The sequence below is a fragment of the Streptomyces sioyaensis genome, assembly GCF_004122735.1.
Lineage (GTDB): Bacteria > Actinomycetota > Actinomycetes > Streptomycetales > Streptomycetaceae > Streptomyces > Streptomyces sioyaensis.
Genome location: NZ_SDIF01000016.1, coordinates 38546 through 55476, shown reverse-complemented (window position 1 = coordinate 55476; position 16931 = coordinate 38546). Strand labels below are relative to the sequence as shown.

Sequence of the window (16931 nt, the reverse complement as noted above, 5' to 3'; positions counted from 1 at the left end):
CCCCACCCCATGAACTCTTCTGAACGTGCCCCTGAACCCACCCCCCTGATCGTGGTGACCGGGGCAACCGGCAATATCGGCCGCTGTCTTGTCGGCCGGCTCCTCGCGGACGGCGCCGCCGTACGCGCCCTGACCCGCGATCCGGCGCGCGCCGCCCTGCCGGACGGTGCCGAGGTCCTCCGCGCCGACCTCACCGGCTCGGCGGACCTCGCGCCGCTGCTGGCCGGCGCCGACGCGCTGTTCCTCAACCTGGCGGCCGGCGGCGGCCAGGCCGTGACCGCGCTGGTCGACGCCGCCATCGCGGCCGGAGTCCGCCGGATCGTCCTCAACTCCTCGATGGCGGTGACCGATACCGCGGCCGACGACTCGAACCACATCGCCCGCATGCACGCCGACGTGGAGCGTACGGTGCGCGACTCCGGCCTGGAGTGGACCTTCGTCCGCGGCAGCAACTACTCCACCAACACCCTCGCCTGGGCCCCGTCGATCCGTGCGACCGGCGTGGTGCGCGAGGCACACCCCGGCGCCCAGGGCACGCCCGTGCACGAGGCCGACCTCGCCGATGTCGCCGCCGTCGCCCTGCTGGACCGCAGCGGCGCACATCTGCGCCAGGCGTATCGCGTCACCGGCCCGGAGGTGCTGACCACGGCGCAGCAGGTCGCCGAGATCGGCCGGGCGATCGGCCGGCAGACGCAGGTCGAGCAGATCTCCGAGGAGGCGGCGGCCGAGGCGATGGCCGGGCCGCATCTGCCGCTGGAGGCCGCGAGGGAACTGGTCCGGCTGTTCGGCACGATGGTCGATGCGCCGGCCTTCCCCATCTCGGACGCCGTCGAACGGGTCACGGGCCGCCCGGGGCGGACGTACGCCGAGTGGGCCCGGGATCACGTGGCGGACTTTTCCTGAGGGGGTTCCCTCCTTCTGAGGGGCGCCCTTTTCCTGAGGGTGCGGGGGCGCCGGCGTTCGAGCCCGCGGGCGGCCGGCGCCTCAGGGCCGTACCAACGGGACTATGGTTTCAGAATCTGACACCGCGCCAACTTGCCCGTGACCATCGCGAAAGGGGCGCTGCTGTGAGGGTCGGAATCACGGGGCATCGTGGGCTGACGGCTGCTGTGGAAAAGCTCGTGCGGATGTGTCTCGACGCAGAGGTGAAGACGTACGAGCCGACAGAGCTCTGTGGGGTTTCGTGCCTCGCAGACGGCCCCGATGCCTGGTTCGCCGAGTCCGTGCTCGCGGCCGGTGGGCGAATCGAGGTGGTGATTCCGGCCGCTCAGTACCGGAACGGGTTGCCTGCCGCACACCACGCCACCTATGACGCGCTGCTCCACCAGGCTGTCGACGTGCACTACACGGGCAGGAGCGAATCGTCCTCACAGGCCCATATGGCGGGGAGCGAAATTCTCGTCGGCCTGGTGGACCGTCTGATCGCTGTATGGGACGGGAAGCCCGCCCGTGGATTCGGGGGGACGGCGGATGTGGTCGCCTACGCGCGGCGTACGGGAGTACCGGTGGACATTCTGTGGCCCGATGGCGCGACACGCGACCGACCGGCGGCCTTGCCAGAGGCTGTGGAGAGCAAGTCAGGGACGGAGGCCGCGAATGCGGCCGGTGGTGAGCCGCGTACAGGAAAGGCGGTGACCAGATCCGCCGAAGCGAACTGACAGGGGCTCAGGGGGAGTGTTGCGGGCAGAATTGCCGGTGGGCTGCTGCCGGTTACTTCACGACAGCGATCCTCTCCCCGCCACCGCCCGCCCCCGACTCATCGGAGCCGCTGGCGTGACCAAGCCTTCCGCTGACCACCACGCCGCAGTGACCGATCGCGCAATCCTCACGGGCAGTGCCTACAACACCGGGCGGGACCTTTCCGCTCGGCAGTCGATCTAGCAGTGGCAAACGCCGCGCTATGACCTACCGGGCATCGTCGTCGAGCAGCTGGCGGGGACGCGAGGCACGGTCGTCGATGTGGGATGCGGCAATGGGGTGTTCATCGAGCGCCTGCGGCGGGACCGGCCCGGAATGCGGCCGCTCGGCCTTGATGTTTCGCTCGGCATCCTCGCCGGAGTGCCGCGTCCGGTGGCTGTCGCAGACGCCGCGCAGCTCCCCTTGGCATCGGCAAGCGTGGACGGTGCGCTGGCCCTTCACATGCTTTACCACGTCGAGGACATTCCGGCGGCGATCAAGGAACTTGCCCGGGTCGTCAAGCCGGGCGGAGTCGTGATCGCGTCCACCAACAGCGCCCGCGACAAAGCAGAACTCGACCATCTGTGGGAGCGCTCCGCGGGCGACGTGCTCGGGGTGGACAAGGGGCCGGCCAGGATTTCCCTCAGTGCCCGCTTCTCCTTGGAGCAGGCACCAGAGCTGCTCGCTGCGGAGTTCGGCAAGGTCGAGACGATCGAGCTGCCGGGGACCATCGCGGTGCGCAGTCCCGAGCCGGTCATCGCCCACATGGCGTCGTACCGCGCGTGGGCCGGTCAGCATGCAGTCCCGTTCGAGGAAACGGTGGAGCGGGCTCGGGAGATCGTGTCCGAGCACATCGAGCGGAAGGGCGCGTTCGAGATCGGCTGTCTTGGCGGCCTGCTCGTGTGCACGGGGTGAGGCTCACCGAGGCCCATCGACGACGGCGTCCCCGCCCGGCACGTGGCCGGAGCGGGGACGCGGGTGTGCGAAGGAGCCGACTCGGCGTCCGAGGTCGTCGAGAGGTTCCGATCGGCTGCTCCGTGCTACTTCACGACCGTGATCCGGTCCGCCTTGGGCGGAGTGAGCGGGTCGGACGCCGACGAGTGCGCCGTCAGATAGGCGGTGAAGGCGTCCAGGTCGGAGGGGCCGACGTACTTGTTCTTGGCGTCCTTGAGGACGGGGAAGCCGTCGCCGCCGCCGGCCAGGAACTCGTTCATCGCGACGCGGTAGGTCTTGGCGGGGTCGAGGGCGGTGCCGTTCAGTTTCACCGAGTCCTTGACGACGCGGTCCGCGCCCGACTTCTTCATGTCCAGGGTGTAGGTCAGGCCCTTGGAGACCTGGAGGATCTTCGGGGAGGCCGCGTTGGGGCCGCTGACCTGCTGCTGGAGTGCGGTCAGGAGCTGGGCGCCGGTGAGGTCGACGACGTTCATCATGTTGGTGAAGGGCTGGACGGTGAACGCCTCGCCGTAGGTGACCACCCCGTCGCCCTCCGAGCCGGACGCCTTGAAGGCGAGGTCGGAGCGGATGCCGCCGGGGTTCATCAGGGCGAGCTGGGCGCCGCCCTTGTCGGCCGCCTTGGTGGCCTCCAGCTGGGCGTCGGAGATGACGTCGCCGAGCGGTGACTCGGGGGCCTCGGCGCCGCGGCCCGCGATGTCGGCGGAGATGTGGCCGACGGGACGGTTCGCGACCGGCGCGGCCAGCTTGTTCCAGCGGGCGATCAGTGACGTCATGTCCGCGGCCTTGGGCTGGGTGCGGTTGACGACGTGGTTGACCGCGTCGGGCGCCTTGACGCGCGTGCGGACGATGTCCTGGGTGCGGCGGTCGTACGTCAGCGTGGTGTCGGTGTAGAGCTTGCCGTAGGACGCGGCGGAGGTGACGGTGCGCGGCCGCCCGGAGGGGTCCGGGATGGTGCAGGCGTAGGCCTGGTGGGTGTGGCCGGTGACCAGCGCGTCGACCTTCGGCGTGACGTGCTTGGCGATGTCGGTGATCGGTCCTGAGATGCCGTCGCCGGGCCCGGGGCTGTCGCAGTTGTAGTTGTACGAGGTGGAGGCGGGCAGGCCGCCCTCGTGGATGAGGGCGACGATCGCCTTCACGCCCTGCCGGTCGAGGACCTTGGCGTACTTGTTGATCGTCTCGACCTCGTCATGGAACTTCAGGCCCTTGACGCCGTTGGCACTGACGACGTCCGGGGTGCCCTCCAGGGTCAGGCCGATGAAGCCGATCTTGACGCCCTTGTGCTTCCAGACGGTGTACGGCTTGAGCAGCGGCTTTCCGCTCTTCTCGTCCGTGACGTTGGCGGTCAGGTACGGGAAGTCGGCGCCCCGGAACTTCCTGCCCTTCACGTAGCAGCCGTCCTTCGGGTGGCAGCCGCCCTTCTGCAGGCGCGTCAGTTCCGCCCGGCCCTCGTCGAATTCGTGGTTGCCGACGGAGGTGACGTCGAGGCCCAGCTTGTTCATCGCCTCGATGGTCGGCTCGTCGTGGAACAGCCCCGACAGCAGCGGGCTGGCCCCGACCAGGTCGCCGGCCGCCGCGGTGACCGAGTAGGGGTGCCCCTTACGGGCCGTGCGCAGCGACTGGGCGAGGTACTCGACACCGCCCGCCGCGACGCTCTTCTTGCTGCCGTCCGGCTGGAGCTCCTCGACGGTGCCGGAGGAGCCCTGCGGCGGTTCGAGGTTGCCGTGGAAGTCGTTGAAGGAGAGCAGCTGCACATCGACGGTGCGGCCGGCGCGGGCGCCGTGGCCGGTGTCGGCGCCGGCCGGCAGCGCGGTGGCGGTGACCGTGGCGGCCGCGGCCAGTACGGCGGCGCCGATCGTCAATCTGCTGATGGTGCGGCGCCGTTGTGGTCTCGCTGGCATGTGTTCCCCTCCTGGATGGTCCTGAGCGGACGGCAGCATATTGTCAACGCGCGTAGCGCAACAGAGGGAAACGGTGACGTCCTGGTTGCCGGTCAGGGTCGGGAGCGCGGGTGGTACCCCGCACCGCACCCGGCCGGGTCGTACCCTTCACGCATGACTGACGCTGCACAGGAGATGGGCCGGGTCGGCCGCAGGATCCAGGTGGTCGACGAGATCACGCCGGAGACGGCCGCGGCCGTGGTCGATCTGATCGAGCGGGCCGCGCGGACGGACGGGCAGCCAGCCGTGTCCGAGCAGGGGCGTCTGCAGCTGCGCGGGGGCCGGCGCCCCGGCGTGCGCCATGTGCTGGTGTACGCGCACGGGGCCGAGGCCGAGGAGCTGGTCGCGTACGGGCAGCTGGAGGACACCGATCCGGTGGAGGCGCCGGCCGCCGAGCTGGTGGTGCACCCGGGGCACCGCGGCCGCGGGCACGGCCGGGCGCTGGGCGGCGAGCTGCTGGAGCAGTCCGGGCGGCGGCTGCGGGTCTGGGCCCACGGCGGGCACCCGGCCGCCCGGCACCTCGCCCAGACCCTGGGGCTGACGATGTTCCGCGAGCTGCGGCAGATGCGGCGCCCGCTGAGGGATCTGGAGCTGCCGGAGCCGGTGCTCCCCGAGGGGGTGTCCGTACGGGCCTTCCAGCCGGGTACCGATGACGCGGCCTGGCTGGAGGTGAACGCGGAGGCCTTTGCGCACCACCCCGAGCAGGGCGCGCTGACCCAGCGCGATCTGGACGACCGCAAGGCCGAGGCGTGGTTCGACCCCAAGGGGTTCTTCCTGGCGGAGAAGGAAGGCCGGCTGGTCGGCTTCCACTGGACCAAGGTGCACGCCGACGAGGGGCTCGGCGAGGTCTATGTGCTCGGGGTGCGGCCGGGCGCCCAGGGCGGTGGCCTGGGCAAGGCGCTGACCTCGATCGGACTGCGTCATCTGGCCGCCGAGGGGCTGCCGACGGCGATGCTCTACGTGGACGCGGACAACGCCGCGGCGGTGAGCGTGTACGAGCGGATGGGGTTCGCCACCCATGAGACGGATCTGATGTACCGATCGGAGACGTGAGCCCTGAGACCTGAGACCTGAGATCTGAGCGTCGGGCCCGCGGGGGTGGGCGGCGGATGAGCGGTCGGCGGATGAGCGGACGGCGGGGCGGGCCCAGGGCGGTCCGCCCCGTTGCTCATTGCCGGGGTGCGGAGTGCTGCGCGCGCCACTCGCGCGCCAGCATCGCGTAGATGACCTCGTCGGACCACTCCCCGTCGAGGAACTCGTTCTCCCGCAGATGGCCCTCCCGGCGCATCCCCAGCCGTTCGAGGAGCCGGGCGGAGGCGGTGTTGCGGCCGTCCAGTTCCGCCTGGATGCGGTGGAGTTGCAGCTCCTCGAAGCCGAGCTTCAGCAGCGCCCGGCTGGCCTCGGTGGCGTAGCCGTGCCCCGCGTGGTCGGGGTGGAAGACGTAGCCGATGCCGCCCTGGCGGTGCTCGCGGCTGTTCCAGACGAAGGTGACGTCGCCGACCAGGACGCCGGTGGCCCGGACGACGACGGCGAGCTGGAGGATGTCGCCGGACTCGCGCAGCGTCGTGCGGGTGGTCTTGGCGGTGACCGAGGCCCGGGACCCGGCCTCGTCGAGGGGGCCCCAGTAGAGGTAGCGGCAGACCTCGGGGCGGCGCTGATAGGCGTGGATCGCGGCCAAGTCGTCGAGGGTGACGGGGCGCAGGTCCAGCCGTTCGGTGCGTATCGGGTAGTCGGGGGTGTACGGCAGCGGCGGCGTCTGGGGCACGGAAGGCAGGGGCACGCGGGCAGCGTACGCAGTGGAGGTTGACAGGTGCAGCCCACTTCCCTCACCCTTTCACTACTTAATTAGTGGAATGCATCAGAGGGGGGACGGCGATGCGGCCGACGGTCAGGGGTGAGGTGGACGGCCGGGCCTCGGGGCGCACCGCCATCGAGGCGATCGGCCTCGGCAAGCGCTACCGCCGTCGTTGGGCGCTGCGCGACTGCACCTTCCGGCTGCCGGCCGGCCGTATCTGCGCCCTGGTCGGACCGAACGGCGCCGGCAAGAGCACCCTGCTCTCGCTGGCGTCCGGGCTGGCCCGCCCCAGCGAGGGGTCGGTACGGGTGTGCGGCACGGCCCCCGCCACCGCCGCGGGCCGCCCCGTCATCGCCCATCTCGCCCAGGACAGGCCGCTCTACCCCGCCCTGACGGTCGCCGAGACGCTGCGGCTGGGCCGCGCGCTCAACCCCGGCCGCTGGAGCGGGCGGTGCGCCGAGCGGATCGTCCGCGACGGCCGGATCCCCCTCGACGCCCGGGTCGCCGCCCTCTCCGGCGGCCAGCGCACCCGTCTCGCGCTCGCCCTCGCCTTCGCCAAGCGCCCCGAACTCCTGCTGCTCGACGAGCCGTTGGCCGATCTCGACCCGCTCGCACGGCACCGGATCGCGGCACTGCTGCTGGCTGAGGCGGCCGCGCACGGCACCACCGTCGTGCTGTCCTCGGATCTGCTCGCCGAGCTGGACGGGGTCTGTGACTACCTGCTGGTGCTGGGCGGCGGCCGGGTACGGCTCGCGGGCGAGGTCGATGACGTCATCGGGGCGCACGCCCTGGTGATGGGGCCGCACCGGGGCGCGGGGCTGCCGCCGCAGGTCGCCGCGCACCCGGTCGTCGAGGCACAGCTGTCCGGGGGCCGCTTCACCGCGGTCGTACAGCGCAACGGCACGGTGGCCGCGGGGCTCTGGGAGACCGCGGAACCGTCTCTGGAGGAACTTCTGCTGGCCTATCTCCGCGCGCCCGACGCACCCGAGCTGATCGCACCGAGCGCGGAGCCGGTCTCGGCACCGCTGCGCCGTCGGCCCGGCAACAAGCCCGGCATCCCCGGTATGCCGCGCAACGGACCGCCCCGCCCGGCGGCACTGCCGGGCGGCCGGGCGGAGGTGCCGCGCGGCGCGGCACGCACACGGCACGACCACCACAGCGGCAAGGGAGCGGCGGCATGACCAGCACGGCACACCTCGGGGCGAGCGGGCGCGGGCGGACCGCGGACGCGCCGGAGCGCTCCCGCACGGCGGGCGGCCGCGGACCGCTGGGCGGCCTCGTCTGGCTGGTGTGGCGCCAGCACCGGCTGGTCCTGGGGGTACTGCTCACCGCGGCGGTCGGCGGCACGGTCTGGTGCGCGGTGCTGCGCGGCCGGATGGCCGGGTTCATCGACGCCCACCACATCGCCGGCTGTTCGCAGATCTCCCTCGTGGCGCGCTGCTCGGGCACCCAGGGCGCGGTCAACGCGTTCCGCGACGCCTACAGCTCGTCCATGACCCTCGTCGAAATGGGCCTGGTGCTGCTGCCCGTCCTGATCGGCCTGTTCCTCGGTGCCCCGCTGATCGCCCGTGAGCTGGAGGCCGGCACCCACCAGCTCGTACTGACCCAGTCGGTCGGGCCGGTGCGCTGGCTGGTGGCGAAGGTCGCGCTGCCCGCGGCGATCGTGTTCGCCGCCACCACGCTGCTGTCGGCGGCCTTCACCTGGCTCTGGCAGGTCGGCGGAGACGAGGTGTCCGGCTCCTACTGGTACTCGACCGGCGGCTTCCACTCGCTCGGCCCGGTGCCCGTCGCCTACTCGCTGCTCGGCCTGGCGATCGGCCTGCTGACCGGGCTGCTGCTGCGCCGCACGGTGGTGTCGATGGGCGTCACGCTGGCCGCCACGGCCCTGGTCCAGTACGCGTTCATGCAGCTCAGGCCGTATCTGATGCCTATCGTCACGACCAAGTTCGGGCCTGGTCAGCCCACTCAGCTGCCGGACAACGCCTGGCAGGTGGGCCAGGGGTACTACACCTCCTCCGGCGCCCATGTGCCCGACGTGCCGTGCCTGCCCGACCAGGACTTCGCCGGCTGCCTGCGCCGGGAGCACGTGGTCGGCCAGTACATGGACCAGCACCCGGTGACGCACCACTGGCCGCTGGCATGGATCGAGTCCGGGATCGTGCTGGCGCTGGCGGCGGCGCTGGTCGTGATCACCTTCCGCGTGGTGCGGCGCCGGTACGGCTGAGGGGGCGGCGGCGCGGCAGGGGGACGGCAGGGCGGCCCGGTACCGGACCGGCCCGGGGCGCGGGGGAGATCTCCCGCCCTTTCCCCGCCCCTTGGAGATTTCCCCACTCACCCCGCACGCATTTCCCTCTCCGGCACATTCCGCCCCACTTCCCTTCCTCCTGGGAGAAATTCCAGACGGGGAGAGTGAAGAGGCGGCCCGGCGGTCAAATGCCGGAAGGCGGTGACCTGTTCGGTGTGCCTCGTGCCGGACGGGGCGGCGGGGGAGCGGCCGCCCGTAAGGCACCGAGCGCCGCCCCGCGCGCTCCGCGGGCCGGATTTCCGGCGCCCGCCACGCCTTCTCGTCCGCGGCCGGAGAATGCGCGCAGGCAAGAAAGCAGGAAACTGCCTACGTAATGGACGGGGAAATCGAGAGGCTCGCACCTCATTCCCGTGCGCCGCCGCTTGATCAAAAAGGGTGGGCTATTTCCCGTCTATAATCGGGCGTGTGAAAACGGCTGCGTCGGGGCAGACACCCAGGGCGCGCGGCACCGCAGAGCCCGGCGCCGGGGTCCGGATTCCGGGCGCCGCCGGCCCGTACGCACCGCCCAGGCCCCGGCCGACGGCACCGGAACGGGCGTACACACACAGAGTCACGGGCGCACACGGACACCCCCGGCGGCCTGTGCCCGGCACACCCGGCGCACCCGGAATACCCCGGGGAGTAGCACCCCGCTTGCCTGGCCGCCATATCCGCGTTACCGGCGATTCAATGTTGCTTGCGAGCATCACTGAATGCAGCCCGCTGTGCCGAACGCCCCGACTCCCAGGCTCCATGTCGCGCCGCCACTCCTTCCTGACGCGCCTGGAACCCCGGGGACGCGGAAGAATAAGGTCATGAACCAGCAGCCCGGCGCTCAGGCACAGGTCCAGCCCGAGACGTCCACCCCGAAGCCCCCCAAGGCCGCGGCCCCCGCGGCCCAGCCGTCCGTGGGCTCCATCGCCGCGCACCGCCCGCAGGCGGTCCGCGGGACGGTGCCCGGGCTGGAGCCCGACCTCGACGCCGATCCCGATGCGTACGAGGACCGCGGTGTGGTGGGCGTGGACGGCGAGGAACTGCCCGGCGACCGGTTCCTGGACCGCGAGCGCAGCTGGCTGGGCTTCAACGAGCGGGTGCTGGAGCTGGCCGAGGACCCGGCCACCCCTCTCCTCGAACGGGCCAACTTCCTTGCGATTTTCGCCAGCAACCTGGACGAGTTCTTCATGGTCCGGGTCGCCGGACTCAAGCGACGGATAGCCACCGGCGTCGCCACCCGCTCCGCGTCCGGACTCCAGCCCCGTGAGGTGCTGGATCTGATCTGGACCCGCTCGCGCGAGCTCATGGCCCGGCATGCCGCCTGCTTCCAGCAGGACATCGCCCCCGAGCTCGCCGACCAGGGCATCCATCTGATCCGCTGGCCCGAGCTGACCGAGAAGGAGCAGGCCCGCCTGTTCACCCTCTTCCGTCAGCAGATCTTCCCGGTGCTCACCCCGCTGGCCGTGGACCCCGCGCACCCCTTCCCGTACATCTCCGGCCTCTCGCTGAATCTGGCCGTCGTCGTACGCAACCCGGTCAGCGGCCACGACCACTTCGCGCGGGTCAAGGTGCCGCCGCTGCTCTCCCGTTTCCTGGAGGCCTCCCCGCAGCGCTACGTCCCCATCGAGGACGTCATCGCCGCCCACCTGGAGGAGCTGTTCCCGGGGATGGAGGTGCGCGCCCACCACATGTTCCGGGTCACCCGCAACGAAGACCTGGAGGTCGAGGAGGACGACGCGGAGAACCTCCTCCAGGCCCTGGAGAAGGAGCTGATGCGGCGGCGCTTCGGCCCGCCGGTCCGTCTGGAGGTCGAGGAGTCCATCGACCCGGGCGTGCTCGATCTGCTCGTCCAGGAGCTGAAGATCTCCGACGCCGAGGTCTACCCGTTGCCCGGCCCGCTGGACCTCACCGGGCTCTTCGGGATCGGCGCGCTGGACCGGCCCGAGCTGAAGTACCCCAAGTTCGTGGCCGGCACCCACCGCGACCTCGCCGAGGTGGAGTCGGCCTCCGCCCCGGACATCTTCGCCGCGCTGCGCGCCCGCGACGTCCTGCTGCACCACCCCTACGACTCCTTCTCCACCTCCGTGCAGGCGTTCCTGGAGCAGGCCGCGGCCGACCCGGACGTCCTCGCGATCAAGCAGACGCTCTACCGCACCTCCGGCGACTCCCCGATCGTCGACGCCCTGATAGACGCCGCGGAATCCGGCAAGCAGGTCCTCGTCCTGGTCGAGATCAAGGCCCGCTTCGACGAACAGGCCAACATCAAGTGGGCGCGGAAGCTGGAGGAGTCCGGCTGCCACGTCGTCTACGGCCTGGTCGGCCTCAAGACGCACTGCAAGCTCTCGCTCGTCGTCCGCCAGGAAGGCGAGATGCTGCGCCGCTATTCCCATGTGGGGACCGGCAATTACCACCCCAAGACGGCCCGGCTCTACGAGGATCTGGGGCTGCTGACCGCCGACCCGCAGGTGGGCGCCGACCTCTCGGATCTGTTCAACCGGCTCTCCGGCTACTCCCGCCGGGAGACCTACCGCCGCCTCCTGGTCGCGCCCAAGTCCCTGCGGGACGGCCTGATACAGCGCATCACCAAGGAGATCGCCCAGCAGCGCGCGGGCCGGCCGGCCTACGTCCGCATCAAGGTCAACTCGATGGTCGACGAGGCCGTCATCGACGCGCTCTACCGCGCCTCGCAAGCCGGCGTGCCGGTCGACATCCTGGTACGCGGCATCTGCGCGCTGCGCCCGGGAGTCCCCGGCCTGAGCGAGAACATCCGCGTCCGCAGCATCCTCGGCCGCTTCCTGGAACACTCCCGGATCTTCGCGTTCGGCAACGGCGGGGAGCCCGAAGTGTGGCTGGGCAGCGCCGACATGATGCACCGCAATCTCGACCGGCGGATCGAAGCACTGGTACGGGTCGCCGACCCGGCACACCGCGCCGCACTCAACCGGCTGCTGGAGACCGGGACGTCGGACTCCACGTCCTCCTGGCACCTGGGCCCGGACGGCGACTGGACCCGGCACGCGGCGGACGCGGACGGCGCGCCGCTGCGCAACATACAAGAAATGCTCATTGACGCCCGGAGGCGCCGGCGTGGCCCAGCGACATGACCAGCAGACCGGAGGGCCGGCGGGTCTTATCGGCACCGGATACGAGCGCGGCGGGGCGCCCGGAGCCCGCTCCGCAGTGATGGACGGACCCTATGCGGAAGACGGCAGCCCCCATGGCACCTCCCAGGGACCGCTGATGACCTACGGCCTCGGGGACGACGGCACCCGCGCCGGGCCCGACCTCGGCACCGGGCTCACCGCCCGCACGGCCGAGGAGGTCCTCGCCGGCTATCTGCACCAGCAGGCCGCGGACTTCCTGCGCAGCCTGCGGCTGCACCGCGAGAGCGGTTCGGACGCCGAGGGCGCCGGCGACGCGGCCCGCCTGCTGCGCCGCGCCGCCCGCCGGATCAGCGCCACCCTGCACACCTACCGGCCGCTGACCGACGAGGCCTGGGCCGACCAGCTCCGCTCCGAACTCGGCTGGCTGTCCGGCGCCCTGGCCCGCGAACAGGCCTGCGAGGCCCGCCGCGACCGGCTGATGGCGGCACTGCAGCGGCTGACGGGCCGGGGGGAACGGCCCGAGCGGCCCGACCGCGGCGGCCCGGACGACCGGGGGGACCAGGCGACCCGCGAGAAGCGGGACCCCCGGGGAAGCCGGCGGGACCGTCCGGCACCGAGCCGCTCCACCGCGGCGGCCGCCTCCCCGTCCGCCGCTGCCGCCACCGAGACCGACCCCGACGGCGCACTGGCGGCCGGTGCGGCGCGGGCCGGCGCGCTGCTCGACCGCCAGCTCACCCTCGCCCGCACCCGCGCCCACTCCGCCGCGCTCCAGGCCCTGGGCTCCTCCCGTTTCCACGCCGTCGCCGACTCCGTGGCGGTGCTCGCCTCCGAGGCCCCACTGGCCGGCAAGAACGCCGAACAGCCCGCCGCCGAGGCGCTGCCGCCGCTCGCCGACCAGGCGTACCGGCGGCTGGTGGAGGCGGTGGCCGCGCTGCCGCTGTCCCGCGCCGGCTACCCGTACAACGCCGCCGCGCTCGCCGCCGACCAGCGCCAGGACGCGCCCTGGCACCAGGTCCGGATGCTCGTGCGGATGAGCCGCTACGCCCAGGAGGTGCTCGCGCCGGAGTACGCCGATCACCGGCTGGCGGAAGCGGGCCGGGCGCTGGAGTGGCACCGCGACGCGGCGGAGGCCGCCGCCGCGGCCGCCGCCGCGGCTCGTACCCCCCGCATCGCCCCGGCCACCGCGTACGCCCTCGGCGTGCTGCACGCCGACCAGCGGCACGAGGTGGAGGCGGCCCGCTTCGCCTTCGGCCGGGTGTGGCTGCCGCGCGCGGGGGAGCGGCCGGGCGCGGGGACGGGCGACGTCTCCGGAGGGATGCCGTGACCGGGCGGAAGGGGATGAGGACGTGACCGTCGCGCAGCCGCCGGTACAGGCGGCGGGCTGTGTGCTGTGGCGTCGCTCTGCCTCCGCGGACGGCATCGAACTGGCCGTGGTCTTCCGGCCCAAGTGGTCGGACTGGTCATGGCCCAAAGGCAAGCTGAAGAGTGGGGAGACCTTCCGGAGCGCCGCGGTACGTGAGGTCAAGGAAGAGACGGGCATGACGTGCCGGCTGGGGGCCGAACTCCCCTCGGCGTACTACACCGACGCGCAGGGCCGCCCGAAGGTCGTGCAGTACTGGGCAGCGGATGCCATCAGCGGCACGTTCGAGCCGAACGACGAGGTCAGCGCGGTCGACTGGCTGTCCCCCGAGGCGGCTCGGGAACGACTCACCTGGGACAGGGACCGGGAACTGATCCCCGCCCTTCTCGCCACGCTCGGGCGGCGGGACGGCTGAGCGGCAGACCCTCGACTGCCTGAACGGAAGGCGGCCGCACCGCTGTTACGGCGCGGGGTCGGCGCGGCGGAGGCTGCGGAACACCGCGGGGGTCGTCCAGCCGCGCAGCGTCGCGTGAATCGTCGACCGGAAGGTGGCCTCGGCCGTGGCGGCGTCGAGGGCTCCGGCCAGTTCGAGCGTCACCACACCGTGCAGGGTCACCCAGAGCGACAGCGCGATGGACGTCGCCTCGCCGGCGAGGACGGACTCCGTCACGCCGCGATCGATCGCCGAGAGCAGCGGCCCGATGGGGTCGCCGGCACCGACCGCGCCCGACGGGTCGAAGGATTGCACCCCACCGAACAACACGGTGTAGAGGTGCTGGTGTTCGCGTCCCCATCGACGGTACGCGGCGGCCAGTGCGTAGAGGTCGGCGAGGGGCTCCGCGGAGGCCGGCACTGCCGACAGGTCCTGGAACAGGCCGGCGACGGCTCGGTTGCGTACCTCGCGGATCAGCTCGTCCTTGCCACCGAACAGCGAGTACACCGCGGTCGTTGACGTCCCGGCGCCGGCAGCCAGGGACCGGACCGTGACCGACTCCCGCGGACGGGTGGCGAGCATCTCGGTCGCGCACGTCACCAGCCGCTCTTTGACGGTCTCGTCGTTCGTTCTCGGCCTACCCACGCGCACAGCCTACCTTCTTTGATAACGTCGTTTTGAAACAGTGTTCTGAAACTACTGGGGGTACTCGTGCCGAGGTCCGTCATACGTGCCGTCCGCTGGGCTCGTCGCCTGATGGTGGTCCTTGCCGCCCTCGCGGGGCCGGTCGTCCTCTTCCTGGCACTCCTCGTCCTCACGGACGGGGCGGGCTCGGGGCTCCCCGCAGGGCTGACCACCCTGGGAATCGCGACAGTTGCCGCACTGTGGCGGGGGCGGCGCCGTACCTGGCCGGGGCGGCTCGTGCCGTTCCTGCCGGTGGTCGTCGCGGCGGCAGTGACCGCGTCGGTCTGCCTCCCGACCGTGCCCACGACACGGCGGTACCCGCCCGCCCTGCCCTTCGTCGCCACGCAGCACTGGCGGCTGGCCACCGGCAGCCGAGTCGCGGTCTACCACTACCCGCCCGCGCACGCCGGCACCCGGCACCCCATTCCGCTGGTGTACCTCAACGGCGGGCCGGTCCGCGCCATTTCGGTGCTCGACCACCGGTTCCTTCAGCTCCTGGCACGACAGGGCTACGACGTCTACACCTACGAACAGGCCGGCGGCGGACGAAGCGACCTGCTCCCCATGGGCCAGTACACGATCTCCAGGTCGGTCCGCGACCTCGCCGCCTTCGTCGACCGCCTGGGCAAGGGCAGGCCCGACATCCTCGGATTCTCCTCGGGCGGGGCCGTACTCACCCGAGCTCTGGCCGACCCGCGCGTCGCCGCGCGCCTGCACCGGGCGATCATCGCCGAGCCCGGCCCGATGGACGGCCCCACCGCGCACCTCGCCGGGCACAAGGGCCGAGAATCCGCGCGCGGCCTCGCGCCGACCATGACCGGACCGCGCTCGACAAGCACCCCCCGGTACGCCGCCGCCTTCGGCCTCATGCGCCTCGGGCTCCTCACCCCCGACAACGGGCTGATCGGACAGGCCGAGGGCGACAACGCGTTCACCGCCGCCGACCTCGGCAGCGACACCGCATCCGCCTACTGCGCACGCGACGCGCACCGCATTCCCGTCGAGGACACCGCACAGAACTTCTCCTTCAGCCCCGCCGCCAGCCTCCGCGTCCAGCAGACGGTCACGGACTCGCCCTCCCTCGCCCCGCGGCTGCGGCACTCCCGGACCCCCGCGATGCTGATGATCGCCGAGTGCTCCTCCCAGGTCCGTCAATGGGAGACCGCCGTCCTCGCCGGTGACCCCGCCATCCGGCGCACGCAGTACATGCCCGGCGTCGGACACCACATGTGGAACGGCCTCGACGACAACAGCGAGCGAGCCGTCGCCGTCGTCACCGCATTCCTCCAGGACAAGCCCGCACCCCTGCCGAACTACCCGACCCGCGACGAGATCCCCGCCTTCCTCCGCGCCCACAAGTGACGCGGCACTGCGACCTCGCCCCTGAGGCGTCACGAGGGCCCTCCCCGGGATACGTGGGGAGAGCCCTCGGCTGTGCGTGTCGGGGTCAGACGGACTGCTTCCTGGCGTACTCCACGAAGTGGCTCCACTGCGGGGCAGGGAAGAGGAGAGCAGGCCCCTGAGGGTTCTTGCTGTCCCTCACGGGAACGGCACCATGGGTGTTCGCGTGCTCCGGTGCCCACTCGATGCACTGTCCGCCGTTGTCGCTGTACGAGGATTTGATCCATCGGAGGGATTCGGTCACGGGGTGCCCTTTCGTAGCTGATTGATCATGGCCACTGATGCCGCTTGCGAGGGGGCGTCGGCCTGTAGCTGATGGTAGGCCGTCAGTATCGGGAGCACCGAGGTACTTTCCCGCTCAAGATGGCCCCGTTGCGACGACTCCGCGTACGACATGAGTGAACGGTCGGGCAGCGTCAGCACGGTGATCGGCAGGCGGAACGATGGGCGCTCCCCCATGTCGAACGGGGCGACATGAAGCACGGTGTTCGGCAGCTCGGCGAACTCGACCAACCGCGCCAACTGGGCTTCCATGACGGCCGGTCCGCCGATGGGCCGACGGAGGCAGCTCTCATCCAGCACCACGAACACCAGCGGTGGGGGCGTACGGACAAGCCTCGCTTGCCGCTCCGCGACGAGCGACACGCGCTCGTCCGCCTGCTCGGGCGTGATCGCTCCGCGCTTGACGGCGCTTCCGGCGAGTACGGACGCATACTCCGGGGTCTGCAACAGGCCCGGAATGACGCCCACTTCGTACAGCCGGATCTCCGCTGCCCGGCCCTCGTGGCCGACGTACTCCGGGAAACCCTCCAACAGGCTGCCGTGCCGGATCTCGCGCCACTGACGCTCGAAGGTGTCCACGGTGCCTTCGGTGCCGAACGCGCGGTCGGCACTGCGCGAAAAGCGCAAAGTCGGGGGCTTCCGACCAGTTTCGACCGCTGACACGTGCGTACTGGAGTACCCCAGCCGCTCGGCAAGCTCATCTTGCGTCCAGCCGCGTGCTTCCCGGGAGCTGCGTAAACGGGCTCCGAACGCTTCGCGAGGGCTATGGTCCGGCGTCAACTCCTTGCGATTCAACGGGCTTTCACCAACGCTTCCTCCTCCTCTGACAGGTTGAACAGCTTTTGACTCTAGGTCACGCTGAACCGCGCCGGTAGTGGAATGACTACAGAGAGGAGCGGACGTTGTCCGGGAAGCGCACTCCCCCCGAAGGCCGTACTGCTCGGCACCGCACCGACGCGGGCGATCCGGCAGGCGCAACAGCCGGAGCCGGCGACCCCCCGGAGCACGAGCGGACCGCCGACAACG

13 protein-coding genes and 2 pseudogenes are annotated in these 16931 nt (G+C 71.4%); 10 read left to right on the top strand and 5 right to left on the bottom strand.

Going from position 1 to position 16931, the window contains the following annotated elements; translation table 11 throughout:
• Positions 1–9 precede the first annotated feature (9 nt).
• From EST54_RS08395 to EST54_RS08385, 3 genes and pseudogenes are all read left to right on the top strand, one after another.
• Positions 10–903 carry an SDR family oxidoreductase gene (locus EST54_RS08395; protein WP_239013133.1) on the top strand — a complete coding sequence of 298 codons (894 nt, stop codon included), beginning with the start codon at positions 10–12 and terminating at the stop codon, positions 901–903.
• Positions 904–1067: 164 nt separating this feature from the next.
• A pseudogene (locus EST54_RS08390) lies at positions 1068–1538 on the top strand (hypothetical protein); the annotation flags it as partial.
• Positions 1539–1773: 235 nt separating this feature from the next.
• Positions 1774–2592, top strand: a pseudogene (locus EST54_RS08385) (class I SAM-dependent methyltransferase).
• A gap of 125 nt (positions 2593–2717) precedes the next feature.
• Here EST54_RS08385 and EST54_RS08380 read toward each other — a convergent pair.
• Positions 2718–4529, bottom strand: a complete 1812-nt coding sequence (locus EST54_RS08380; RefSeq protein WP_129246598.1) for a bifunctional metallophosphatase/5'-nucleotidase — start codon at positions 4527–4529, stop codon at positions 2718–2720.
• 174 nt (positions 4530–4703) lie between these two features.
• Between EST54_RS08380 and mshD the strand changes: the two genes are divergently transcribed.
• Positions 4704–5621: a mycothiol synthase gene (mshD, locus tag EST54_RS08375; protein WP_129246704.1), complete on the top strand. Its 918-nt coding sequence runs from the start codon at positions 4704–4706 to the stop codon at positions 5619–5621.
• A 115-nt stretch (positions 5622–5736) separates the two neighbouring features.
• On the opposite strand, the gene EST54_RS08370 is transcribed toward mshD, so the two are convergent.
• Positions 5737–6348, bottom strand: a complete 612-nt coding sequence (locus EST54_RS08370) for a GNAT family N-acetyltransferase (RefSeq protein WP_129246596.1) — start codon at positions 6346–6348, stop codon at positions 5737–5739.
• A gap of 95 nt (positions 6349–6443) precedes the next feature.
• On the opposite strand from EST54_RS08370, the gene EST54_RS08365 reads away from it, so the two are divergent.
• The 5 genes from EST54_RS08365 (at position 6444) to EST54_RS08345 (ending at position 13520) form a co-directional block, all read left to right on the top strand.
• Positions 6444–7544 carry an ATP-binding cassette domain-containing protein gene (locus tag EST54_RS08365; protein ID WP_129246594.1) on the top strand — a complete coding sequence of 367 codons (1101 nt, stop codon included), beginning with the start codon at positions 6444–6446 and terminating at the stop codon, positions 7542–7544.
• Positions 7541–8587 (top strand): ABC transporter permease, encoded by a 1047-nt coding sequence (locus EST54_RS08360; RefSeq protein WP_129246592.1) that lies wholly within the window; start codon positions 7541–7543, stop codon positions 8585–8587. Before EST54_RS08365 ends, EST54_RS08360 begins: the two co-directional genes overlap by 4 nt.
• Before the next feature lie 875 nt (positions 8588–9462).
• Complete coding sequence (locus EST54_RS08355) at positions 9463–11745, top strand: RNA degradosome polyphosphate kinase (protein ID WP_129246590.1); 2283 nt, start codon at positions 9463–9465, stop codon at positions 11743–11745.
• Positions 11708–13069 (top strand): CHAD domain-containing protein, encoded by a 1362-nt coding sequence (locus tag EST54_RS08350; protein ID WP_129246588.1) that lies wholly within the window; start codon positions 11708–11710, stop codon positions 13067–13069. Before EST54_RS08355 ends, EST54_RS08350 begins: the two co-directional genes overlap by 38 nt.
• A 22-nt stretch (positions 13070–13091) precedes the next feature.
• Positions 13092–13520: an NUDIX hydrolase gene (locus EST54_RS08345; RefSeq protein WP_129246587.1), complete on the top strand. Its 429-nt coding sequence runs from the start codon at positions 13092–13094 to the stop codon at positions 13518–13520.
• A gap of 45 nt (positions 13521–13565) precedes the next feature.
• On the opposite strand, the gene EST54_RS08340 is transcribed toward EST54_RS08345, so the two are convergent.
• Positions 13566–14183 (bottom strand): TetR/AcrR family transcriptional regulator, encoded by a 618-nt coding sequence (locus tag EST54_RS08340; RefSeq protein ID WP_129246585.1) that lies wholly within the window; start codon positions 14181–14183, stop codon positions 13566–13568.
• A 111-nt stretch (positions 14184–14294) separates the two neighbouring features.
• Between EST54_RS08340 and EST54_RS08335 the strand changes: the two genes are divergently transcribed.
• Positions 14295–15584 (top strand): alpha/beta fold hydrolase, encoded by a 1290-nt coding sequence (locus EST54_RS08335; protein WP_129246583.1) that lies wholly within the window; start codon positions 14295–14297, stop codon positions 15582–15584.
• Between the two features lie 85 nt (positions 15585–15669).
• Here EST54_RS08335 and EST54_RS08330 read toward each other — a convergent pair whose 3' ends face one another.
• Both EST54_RS08330 and EST54_RS08325 read right to left on the bottom strand, forming a co-directional pair.
• Positions 15670–15867: a DUF397 domain-containing protein gene (locus EST54_RS08330; RefSeq protein ID WP_129246581.1), complete on the bottom strand. Its 198-nt coding sequence runs from the start codon at positions 15865–15867 to the stop codon at positions 15670–15672.
• Positions 15864–16700 carry a helix-turn-helix domain-containing protein gene (locus tag EST54_RS08325; RefSeq protein WP_129246579.1) on the bottom strand — a complete coding sequence of 279 codons (837 nt, stop codon included), beginning with the start codon at positions 16698–16700 and terminating at the stop codon, positions 15864–15866. The genes EST54_RS08330 and EST54_RS08325 overlap by 4 nt, the downstream gene beginning before the upstream one ends.
• Positions 16701–16931 lie beyond the last annotated feature (231 nt).